Source organism: Burkholderia cenocepacia (genome assembly GCF_900446215.1).
Lineage (GTDB): Bacteria > Pseudomonadota > Gammaproteobacteria > Burkholderiales > Burkholderiaceae > Burkholderia > Burkholderia cenocepacia.
This window is the reverse complement of sequence record NZ_UAQZ01000010.1, coordinates 1-10,223: the sequence shown is the minus strand read 5'-3', so window position 1 is coordinate 10,223 and position 10,223 is coordinate 1. Positions and strand designations below refer to the sequence as shown.

Sequence of the window (10,223 nt, the reverse complement as noted above, 5' to 3'; positions counted from 1 at the left end):
CGATCGTCACGATCCCCAGCGGCAGCGGCCCGTAGAACAGCAGCATCGGAATCGCGACCATCTGGCACGCGGTCTTGAACTTGCCGAGCTGGTTCACCCGCCACGCTCTTCGACGCGCCGATCTGGGCCATCCACTCGCGCAGCGCCGAAATCGCGATCTCGCGACCGACGATCACCAGCGCGATCGCCGCGTCGACCCGCGAAATCTGCACGAGGATCAGCAGCGCGGCCGTCACCATCAGCTTGTCCGCGACCGGGTCGAGGAACGCGCCGAACGACGACGTTGGTTCCACTTGCGGGCGAGGAAGCCGTCGAACCAGTCGGTCAGCGCGGCGAGGATGAAGATCGCCGCCGCCGCGAGATTGCGGTGCGCGCCGCCCATCACCGTGTCCGGCAGATAGAACACGCCGACGACGAGCGGAATCAGCACGATCCGTACCCACGTCAGGAAAATCGGGAAATTGAACGGCATGGCATGCGGGACAGTAAAGGATTCGCAATTGTGCCGTGTCGACCGGCCTGCCACAAGAACGCTGGCAACGCCGCCGGCCGCACGGCCGCGTCAGTGAAGCTGCTTGTAGATCTGCTCGGCGAGCGCGTGCGAAATGCCCTCGACGCTCGCCAGTTCCTCGACACTCGCGGCCACCACGCCGCGCAACCCGCCGAAGCGCGCGAGCAGCCGCTGCCGGCGCTTCGCGCCGACGCCCTCGAGTTCCTCGAGTCGCGACGTCTGGCGCGCCTTCGCCCGCTTCGCCCGCATGCCGGTGATCGCGAAACGGTGCGCCTCGTCGCGGATCTGCGCGACGAGCATCAGCGCGGCGCTCTCCTTGCCGAGTTCGAGCGGCGTGCGGCCGTCCGCAAACACCAGCGTTTCGAGGCCGACCTTGCGCCCCTCGCCTTTCGCGACGCCGACCAGCATCGACGTATCGAGGCCGAGCTCGGTGAATACCTGCCGCGCGATCTCGACCTGGCCCTTGCCGCCGTCGATCAGCACGATGTTCGGCAGCAGGCTCGACGCCTCGGCCTGGCGCGTCGACTCGCCGTCGATGCCGGCCGCTTCGTCGACGGCCGCCGCCTGCGCGGCCTGCTCGACCATCTTCTCGTAGCGGCGCGTGAGCACCTGCCGCATCGCCGCGTAATCGTCGCCCGGCGTGATGCCCGTGATGTTGTAGCGGCGGTATTCGCCCGACTGCATCTTGTGATGGTGATAGACGACGCACGACGCCTGCGTCGCCTCGCCCATCGTATGGCTGATGTCGAAGCATTCGATCCGCAGCGTCGCGAGATCGTCGCTGTCGTAGCTGAGCGCGTCCGCCAGCGCGCGCGTACGCGCCTGCTGCGAGCCCTGCTCGGACAGCAGCCGCGCGAGCGCGAGGCGCGCGTTCTGCTCGGCCATCGACAGCCACGCGCGCCGCTGCCCCTGCGGCTGCCGCACCAGCGACACCTTGTGGCCGGCCTGCTCGGACAGCAGCTCCAGCAGGTCGCGGCTCGCCGGTGCATGGCTGACGACGAGCACGGGCGGCACGCGATTGCCGAGATAGTGCTGCGCGATGAACGCGTCGAGCACCTCGGCCTCGACCGACGCCGCGGCCGCCGTGCCGCGCGCGCTGCCGGCCTCTTCCGCGGGCAGATCGGGCACCGCGTCGGCCGTCGCATCGACCGCCTCCGCCGGCTCGGCCTCTTCGCCGAGACCGCCCTCGGCGAGCGTCAGTGCGCTTTCGACGTGCGTCGGGAAATAGGCCTTGTCGCCGAGGTGCCGGCCGCCGCGCACCATCGCGAGGTTCACGCACACGCGCCCGCCCTGCGCGACGACGGCCAGGACGTCGACGTCGCTGTCGCTGCCGACCTCGATCGCCTGCTGGTGCAGCACCGTCGCGAGCGAGCTCATCTGGTTGCGCACGGCCGCCGCCTGCTCGAATTTCAGTTCGGCCGCGAACGCGTGCATTTTCTGCTCGAGCTCCTTCATCACTTCGGACTGCCGGCCGAGCAGGAACCGCGCGGCGTTCGACACGTCGACCGCGTAATCCTCGTCGGAGATCGCGCCGACGCACGGCGCCGTGCACCGCCCGATCTGGTGCAACAGGCACGGCCGCGTGCGGTTGTTGAAGACCGAATCCTCGCAGGTGCGCAACTGGAACACGCGCTGCAGGATCTGGATGCTCTCGCGCACGGCCCACGCACTCGGGAACGGCCCGAAATACTGGTTCTGCTTGTCGACTGAGTAACCGTCTTCCGAGTCAAGCCCGATGAAGTGAATCGTCCCAAGGCGTGTTGGTTTTGACCATGGCATTGAGCATGGTTAGGAGCTTGCGCATGCAGGCAACAAGCGCGACCTTGGACAGTTTGCCGGCGGCCTTCAGGCGTTGATAGAAGGCTCTGATGGCGGGGTTGTAGCGTGTGGCAGTCAATGTAGCCATGTACAGCACGCGACGGATCGCGAAGCGGCCACCTTGAACCCGTCGTCGCCCATTACGTAAGCCGGAATCGCAAGCAATGGGAGCGACGCCAACGAGGGCTGCAATCTGACGGCGATTGAGCCGGCCCAATTCGGGCAGTTCTGCGATCAGGCAGGCGCTGGATACCGGGCCAATTCCATGTGTGGACTGCAACAGGCGGTCGAGTTCACCGAAGTGCTGGCGTACATGAGCGACCATCTGAGCGTCAATGTCATCGAGTTGTGCCTGGATGGCGGCAATGATAGCCAGCAGACTTGAATGCAGACCAACCGGCGTGATCTGGAGCCGCTGTCGCTCCGAAAGGAGCATGGTGAGTAGTTGGCGCCGTCGGGTCACCAGTGCAGCCAGCCACTGCTGCCGCTCGTCGGGAACGGGACGTAGCAAGCGGGACAGATCGTCCCGACGCAGTAGCACGGAAGCCAGTTCGGCAAGCATACGTGCGTCGATGGCATCGGTTTTCGCCAGACGTCCCATCGAGCGGGCAAAATCGCGTGCTTGCCGAGGGTTGACGACAGCGACCGGCAAACCCGCACCTTGCAAGGCGCACGCCAGCTCGGTCTCGTAGCCACCGGTCGCCTCCATCACGACCAACTGCACGTTCAGCGGCTGAAGGGCAACAGCCAGGGCCGAGTGGCCCTCGGCATCGTTGTTGAATCGACGGATGTCCAGATTGGCACCCAGTACGGAAACATCGACGTGAGCTTTTGCGACGTCAATGCCGACCGTTACGGCAGAAGGAGCAGACATGATCTTCGGATCCCATGCTTGTACATGCGCACTCGATGTAAATGGCGCGCGTAACCGTTCGGGCTTCAGGAAGACCAGCACGGCAACCGTGCGTTTTGTACTCAGTCACGGGCTCCAACACCCAAGCGCGGGGCAAACTGCACGGTCTCGTCTGGCTACCACCAGACTTTACCGTACTGGTCAGTACTGAACATACAAGCCGCGGTAGTAGGCCATCCGCGGAAAGCGGTGCGCGGTCAGCTTCAGGTACGGATACGATTTGTCGTCGCGAAACAGGATGTTGTAACGCGGCGCGAGCGCCTTGATCAGGTTGTTCTCGAGCAGCAGCGCTTCGGCTTCCGAGCGCGTGACGGTCGTTTCGATGCGCGCGATGCGCGTGACCATCATCGCGATGCGCGGCGACAGTTGCGTCTTCGTGAAATAGCTCGACACGCGCTTTTTCAGGTCGCGCGCCTTGCCGACGTAGAGGACGGCGCCCGCCGTGTCGTAATAGCGATAGACACCCGGCATGTGCGGCAACTGCGCAAGGATCTTCTTCGGTTCGAACGGAATATCGGAAGCTTCTGGGGATGTCATGCGTGATCCGGGCGCCTTGTAACGCGGAACGGGTCCATTAGAATCGCCAGTTTAGAGCATTCACCGGCCCGCTTCGATGCCACGCACCACCGCTGCCCCACTCTCTTCCGCGCCGCTCGCGCCGGGCGAACCGATCGCCTGCGACCTGTTCTGCACGGTGATCGACAATTTCGGCGACATCGGCGTGTGCTGGCGCGTCGCGCGTCAGCTCGCGCACGAGCACGGCTGGCAGGTTCGCCTGTTCGTCGACGACCTGCACACGTTCGCGCGCCTGCTGCCGGAAGTCGACCCCGACGCGACCCGGCAGACGGTCGACGCGATCGTGATCGAGCACTGGCATGCGGAAGTCGGCGACGCGCTGGACATCGCCGATGTCGTGATCGAGGCGTTCGCGTGCGAGCTGCCCGGCCCGTATCTCGCGGCGATGGCGCGACGCGCGCGCCGCCCCGTGTGGATCAACCTCGAATACCTGAGCGCCGAGGACTGGGTCGCCGATTTCCATTTGCGGCCGTCGCCGCATCCGCGCTACCCCGCTGCTGAAGACGTTCTTCTTTCCGGGCCTGTCGGCCGGCACCGGCGGCGTGCCGAAGGAGCGCGACCTCGACGCACCGCCGCGCGGCCTTCGACGCCGACCCGGCAGCGGCGCGCCGCGTGGTGGCGGCACGCGACCGGCGGCGCGCCGCCGGCGCCCGGCACGACGGTCGTCAGCCTGTTCGCCTACGAGAACCCGGCCGTCGACGCGCTGCTCGCGCAGTGGCGCGACGGCCCGTCGCCGGTCCTCGCGCTCGTACCCGCCGGGCGCGTGTCGCCGGCCGTCGCGCGCTTTTTCGGGGTCGAATCATTCGCGGCGGGCGCGCACGCGCGCAGCGGCAACCTGACCGCCCACGGGCTCGCGTTCGTTCCGCAGCCCGACTACGACGCGCTGCTGTGGGTCGCCGACCTCAACTTCGTGCGCGGCGAGGATTCGTTCGTCCGCGCGCAATGGGCGCGCAAGCCGTTCGTGTGGCACATCTACCCGCAGGCCGACGACGTGCACCTGCCGAAGCTCGATGCCGCGCTCGCGCACCTGTCGGCCGGCCTCCCCGATGCGCCGCGCGCGGCGCTCGAACGGTTCTGGCATGCGTGGAACGGCGCCGGCACGCCCGACTGGGCCGATTTCTGGCAACACCGCGCCGCGCTGGACGCCAATGCGATCCGCTGGGCCGACGCGCTCGCGGCCGTCGGCGATCTCGCCGGAAAGCTGGCGGAATACGCAAAATCTCAGTTAAAATAAGCGGTTATCCGACGGCTGACCACGCAAGCGCTCGCGTTTGAGCTTTGGGCGCCCACCGGAACGCATCTGCTTGGCGCCTCACCCGTTGTGCACCGCTCAGGCACCTATTTATTTGATTTGATCAGGACAGTGTTTTTATGAAAACCGCACAGGAACTCCGCGTAGGCAACGTCGTGCAGATCGGCAGCGACGCCTGGGTCATCGCAAAGACGGAATACAACAAGTCGGGCCGTAACGCCGCCGTCGTCAAGATGAAGATGAAGAACCTGCTGTCGAACGCAGGTCAGGAATCGGTCTACAAGGCCGACGACAAGTTCGACGTCGTCGTGCTCGACCGCAAGGAAGTGACGTACTCGTACTTCGCCGACCCGATGTACGTGTTCATGGACGCCGACTACAACCAGTACGAAGTCGAAGCCGAAATGATGGGCGAAGCGCTGAACTACCTCGAAGACGGCATGGCTTGCGAAGTCGTGTTCTACAACGAGAAGGCCATCTCGGTCGAACTGCCGACGATCCTCGTTCGCGAAATCACCTACACGGAACCGGCCGTCAAGGGCGACACGTCGTCGGGCAAGGTGCTGAAGAACGCGAAGCTGGCGACCGGCTTCGAACTGCAGGTGCCGCTGTTCTGCAACACCGGCGACAAGATCGAAATCGATACCGCACGAACGAATACCGCAGCCGCGCGTAATCGTCTGCGATATCCGCATCGAACAAAGCGCCCTTCGGGGCGCTTTTTGTTTGCCTGGCGTCAACAGCTGCCACAAGCCGGCGCCATAAGCAGCACAAAATCCACCGGTAAAGATATTCAATTTGTATCATCGGTAACTGTTTTTATAGCGCCGGAGAAATAATGCGCGTGACGCGTTCGGCGGGGCATAAAATCAGTCTTTAATCCGACATGCGGCTGCGGCCCGCTGGCCGACAGCCCGCCTCTCTTGACTCGACTCCGCGTCCACCATGCCACACGCCCTGATTGTCGAAGACGATCCCAACAGCCTGTCAGGCCTCACCGCGCTGCTCGCCGCAGACGGCTTCTCGGTCGACACGGCCACGTCGCTCGCCGAAGCGGCGCACGGCGCTCGGGCCGCTCGATTCCCGACGTCGTGCTCGTCGACCTGAACCTGCCGGACGGCCAGCGGCTTCGACCTGCTCCAGCACCTGCCGCAAGCAACAGCCGAACGGCTCGCTGCCCGTGATCGTGCTGACGGGCAACGCGACGGTCGAGAGCGCCATCGAGGGTTTGCGCCACGGCATCTGGGACTACCTGCTCAAGCCGATCAACATTCCGCGCCTGCGCAGCCTGCTCGCGCGGATTCCCCGCCCGTACGAACTGATCGACGAAGTGCAGTCGCTGCGGGCATCGCTGCGCCATCTGGGCCGCTTCGGCGCGCTGGTCGGCCGCAGCGACGCGATGCAGCACGTGTACGACATGATCGAGCACAACGCCCGCACCGAGACGGCCGTGCTGTTCTCGGGCGAAGCCGGCACCGGCAAGAAGCTGGCCGCGCGCACGCTGCACGAGCTGAGCCGGCGCCGCAAGGGGCCGTTCGTGTCGTTCGACTGCCGGATGCTCGCGCAGGCCGGCCGCCATGGCGCGTCGCTCGACAGCGTGCTGTTCGGCCACGAGCGCGGCGCCTTCGACGGCGCGGAGCGCCGCGAGTTGGGCCTGTTCGAGCAAGCCGGCGGCGGCACGCTGTTCCTCGACGAAATCACCGCACTGCCGCTCGTGCTGCAGGAAGCGCTGCTGCACGCGCTCGATTCGCAGAACTTCATGCGGATCGGCGGTACGAGCTCGATCACCAGCGATTTCCGGCTGATCGCGGCCACGCGCCGCCCGGCGCGTGAAGCGGTGGCAAACGGCACACTGCGAGAGGATCTGTGGCTGCGCCTCGATGCGGCATCGATCACGATGCCCCCGCTGCGCGAGCGCGACGGCGACGCACTCGCGATCGCGGATGCGCAGATCGACGAACTGAACCGCGAAGCGCGCGCAACCGGCCGCAGCACGACCGACAAGCGCGCGGCGCCAGGCTTCGTGCGCGAATGCCTGTCGTACGAATGGCCGGGCAACGTGCGCGAGCTGCAGGAACGCGTGCGCTTCGCGTACGACGCATCGGGCGACTTCATCGAGACGCTGCGCGCGGGCGAGGCCAGCTTCTCCGCCGGCGCCGCGCTGAACGGCAGCAGCGTGCAGATCAAGGTCGGCACGCCGCTGTCCGACGTCGAGGATCTGCTGATCCGCGCGACGCTCGACGCGGTCGGCGGTACGCGCCACCGCGCCGCGACGCTGCTCGGCATCAGCCCGAAGACGCTGTACAACAAGCTGCAGCGGATGAAGGTGAACTGAGCGAACGGCGCCCTGGATACGGGCGCTGGCTGGATCTGACCGTTAGTTGCGTTCAAATCCGTGCCGGCGACCATTCGAATCAGGCTGTCGCCACCCGTAAAAAAGCCGCGCGATTGCGCGGCTTTTTCATTTGGAGCGACCGGAACGACACGATCCGCGCCCGCCCTGCCCGCTTACGCCAGCGCGCTGCTCAACAGCGCCTGTGCCTGCAGATACTCGGGCTGCGCGATCAGCTTGTCCCACTTGAGCGCCTTGCCGCGCGCACGCATCCGCTTGATGCGCCGCACCGACTCGGCCGAGGCCCGCGCCTTCAGTCCGTTCAGCACGACTTCGGCTGCATCCGGCTGATTGCAGACGAGCACCATGTCGCAACCGGCGGCGAGCGCGGCGTCGGCGGCCTGCGTGAGCGTGCCGCCTTCGCGGGCAGCCTCCATCGACAGGTCGTCGCTGAAGATCGCACCCGTGAAGCCGAGCTTGCCGCGCAGGATGTCCTGCAGCCACACGCGCGAAAAGCCCGCCGGCCGCTTGTCGACCTGCGTGTAGATCACGTGCGCCGGGATCACCGCGGCCAGCGATAGCCCGAGCCAGTCGTACGGCGCGACGTCCTGCTCGAGGATCGCGTCGAGCGTGCGGTCGTCGGTCGGCAGCGCGACGTGCGAATCGGCCTCCGCGAAGCCGTGCCCGGGAAAATGCTTGCCGCAGTTTGCCATGCCGGCAAGCGACAGCCCATGGTTCAGGCTCTTCGCCAGCAGCGTGACGACGCGCGGATCGCGATGGAACGCACGATCGCCGATCACCTTCGAGTGCCCGTAGTCGAGATCGAGGACGGGCGTGAAGCTCATGTCGATCCCGCACGCGCGCAGCTCGGCGGCCAGGATGTAACCGACGGCGGTCGCGACCTTCGTCGCGAGCAGCACGTCGCGATCCCACAGCTCGCCGAGGCGACGCATCGCGGGCAGCACCGTGAAGCCGTCGGTGCGGAACCGCTGCACGCGCCCGCCTTCGTGATCGACGGCGATCAGGATGTCTTCGCGCACCGCGCGGATCGAATCGGTCAGCGCGGTCAGTTGCGCACGATTCTGGAAGTGCCGCGCGAACAGGATCACGCCGCCGGTATTCGGATGCGCGAGGCGCCGCGCATCGTCGCGCGACAGGGTCGTGCCGACGACGTCGAGCATGACCGGGCCGGGAGTCGTTTTCATCGAATCGTGAATTCCGTCAGGAAGAAGTTCGGGAAACAGGTGCAGTGCCAGGCGCGGCGTCCGTTTCGGCGACCACGAACGACACCGCGTAGTCGCGTTCGTCGCTGACCGTCACACGTGCGTGATGCCGCGCGCGGCCAGCCATTCAGCCAGCTCGCCGGATGCGACCACGTACGGCTCGCCGCTTGGATGATTGAGCGTCTGCAGCGCGCGCCACGTCATCGGCCAATGCATGCCGAGCCCGATCGCCTTCGAGAACGCTTCCTTCGCGGAGAAGCGCGTCGCGAGAAACGCGATGCCGCGCGCCTCGGAGCGGGCGCGCCGGGCGTGGAACACGCGCAGTTCGTCGGGGCCGAGCACCTTCTCGGCAAACCGGCCGCCCGTGCGTTCGAGCACGGCCGCGACGCGGCTCACCTGCGCGATGTCGGTACCGATGCCGTAGATCGCCATGTCAGTCTCCGCCGGGGTGGCCGGCGAGGCCGGGTCAAACGCGTCGCCAACGGCGTGCGGGGCGCGGCGGCCTCGCATCGTCAGCGCGCGCCGCCATGCAGCGCGGCGACGCGTGCGGCGACCATGATCGCCTTCATCTCGCGCACGCGCGCGTTGTCCCAGCCCGCGAAGATCGCGTGCGCGACGATCGCGTGGCCGATGTTCAGCTCGACGATGCCGTCGATCGCGGCGATCTGCTGCACGTTCGTGTAGTGCAGCCCGCCCGCATTGACCTTCAGGCCAAGCTGCGCGCCGGCCTGCACGCCCGCGACGATACGCTCGTATTCGCGCTGCTGCTCCGCTTCGTCGTGCGCTTCCGCGTAGCGGCCCGTATGCAGCTCGATCACCGGCGCGCCCGCTTCGTGCGCAGCGCGGATCTGCGTGTCGTCCGGGTCGATGAACAGCGACACGCGCACGCCCTCGTCGGCGAGCTGCTTGCATGCGGCGCGCACCGCCTCGAAGTGCCGGCCACGTCGAGACCGCCTTCGGGTCAGCTCGCGGCTTCTCCGGCACGAGGCATGCGTCGTGCGGACGCACTTCGCAAGCGATGTCGAGCATCTCGGCCGTCACCGCGCATTCGAGGTTCATGCGCGTCTTCAGCAGCGGGCGCAACTGGCGCACGTCCGCGTCGACGATGTGACGGCGATCCTCGCGCAGGTGCAGCGTGATCGCGTCCGCGCCCGCCTCTTCGGCGGCGAGCGCCGCGCGGATCGGATCGGGATAGCGCGTGCCGCGCGCATTGCGCAGCGTCGCGACGTGGTCGATGTTCACGCCGAGGTCGATGGCGGTGGGCGTTGTCAGGAAAGAAGCTCATAGGTTTTGCAGGTCGATCAGGATCTGACGCGTGGCGAGCGGCGTACCGCCGAGATAGGTGTTCAGCAGGAAGCGCATCAGCGTCTTGCTCTGCGCAACCTGGGCTCGATGGTCCTGCTCCATGTCGAGCAACGTCTGGCCGGTGATGACCGGCCAGTGCGACGGCACGTCGTCGTCCGCATTGCGTACGCCACGCTCCGGATCGAACACGTAGCGGCGCTCGGGTTCGACCGCGCGACGGGCCGTGCGGTTCAGCGCCATCGCATAGCCGGTCTCGCGCAGCAGCACGCGTTCGAACGAGCGCAGCACCTGCA

Annotated in this window: 3 protein-coding genes and 8 pseudogenes; 3 read left to right on the top strand and 8 right to left on the bottom strand. The window is 66.5% G+C overall.

The annotated features are described in order from the left end of the window. The 4 genes and pseudogenes from pgsA to DTA15_RS17245 all read right to left on the bottom strand — a co-directional run. Positions 1–472 (bottom strand): annotated as a pseudogene (gene pgsA / locus DTA15_RS17260) (CDP-diacylglycerol--glycerol-3-phosphate 3-phosphatidyltransferase); the annotation flags it as partial. Between the two features lie 90 nt (positions 473–562). Next, a pseudogene (locus DTA15_RS17255) lies at positions 563–2,221 on the bottom strand (excinuclease ABC subunit UvrC); the annotation flags it as partial. 16 nt (positions 2,222–2,237) lie between these two features. Further along, positions 2,238–3,203, bottom strand: a complete 966-nt coding sequence (locus DTA15_RS17250; protein ID WP_006476181.1) for an IS110-like element ISBcen8 family transposase — start codon at positions 3,201–3,203, stop codon at positions 2,238–2,240. A 198-nt stretch (positions 3,204–3,401) separates the two neighbouring features. Further along, positions 3,402–3,779, bottom strand: a pseudogene (locus tag DTA15_RS17245) (GIY-YIG nuclease family protein); the annotation flags it as partial. 76 nt (positions 3,780–3,855) lie between these two features. Between DTA15_RS17245 and earP the strand changes: the two are divergent. The 3 genes and pseudogenes from earP to DTA15_RS17230 all read left to right on the top strand — a co-directional run bounded on the left by earP (position 3,856) and on the right by DTA15_RS17230 (position 7,405). Beyond that, complete coding sequence (gene earP / locus DTA15_RS17240; RefSeq protein WP_111990725.1) at positions 3,856–5,052, top strand: elongation factor P maturation arginine rhamnosyltransferase EarP; 1,197 nt, start codon at positions 3,856–3,858, stop codon at positions 5,050–5,052. Positions 5,053–5,189: 137 nt separating this feature from the next. Further along, positions 5,190–5,746: pseudogene (efp, locus tag DTA15_RS17235) on the top strand (elongation factor P). Between the two features lie 269 nt (positions 5,747–6,015). Next, positions 6,016–7,405, top strand: a pseudogene (locus tag DTA15_RS17230) (sigma-54-dependent transcriptional regulator). A gap of 173 nt (positions 7,406–7,578) precedes the next feature. Here DTA15_RS17230 and nagZ read toward each other — a convergent pair. The 4 genes and pseudogenes from nagZ to DTA15_RS17210 form a co-directional block, all read right to left on the bottom strand. Then, positions 7,579–8,607 carry a beta-N-acetylhexosaminidase gene (gene nagZ, locus DTA15_RS17225; protein WP_006485604.1) on the bottom strand — a complete coding sequence of 343 codons (1,029 nt, stop codon included), beginning with the start codon at positions 8,605–8,607 and terminating at the stop codon, positions 7,579–7,581. A 16-nt stretch (positions 8,608–8,623) separates the two neighbouring features. Next, a pseudogene (acpS, locus tag DTA15_RS17220) lies at positions 8,624–9,057 on the bottom strand (holo-ACP synthase). An 80-nt stretch (positions 9,058–9,137) separates the two neighbouring features. Next, a pseudogene (gene pdxJ / locus DTA15_RS17215) lies at positions 9,138–9,897 on the bottom strand (pyridoxine 5'-phosphate synthase). 9 nt (positions 9,898–9,906) lie between these two features. Next, a pseudogene (locus DTA15_RS17210) lies at positions 9,907–10,223 on the bottom strand (DNA repair protein RecO C-terminal domain-containing protein); the annotation flags it as partial.

Coding starts and splice junctions, on each gene's coding strand:
- DTA15_RS17250 (WP_006476181.1), bottom strand. CDS start 3,203: ATGTCTGCTCCTTCTGCCGTAACGGTCGGCATTGACGTCGCAAAAGCT.
- earP (WP_111990725.1), top strand. CDS start 3,856: ATGCCACGCACCACCGCTGCCCCACTCTCTTCCGCGCCGCTCGCGCCG.
- nagZ (WP_006485604.1), bottom strand. CDS start 8,607: ATGAAAACGACTCCCGGCCCGGTCATGCTCGACGTCGTCGGCACGACC.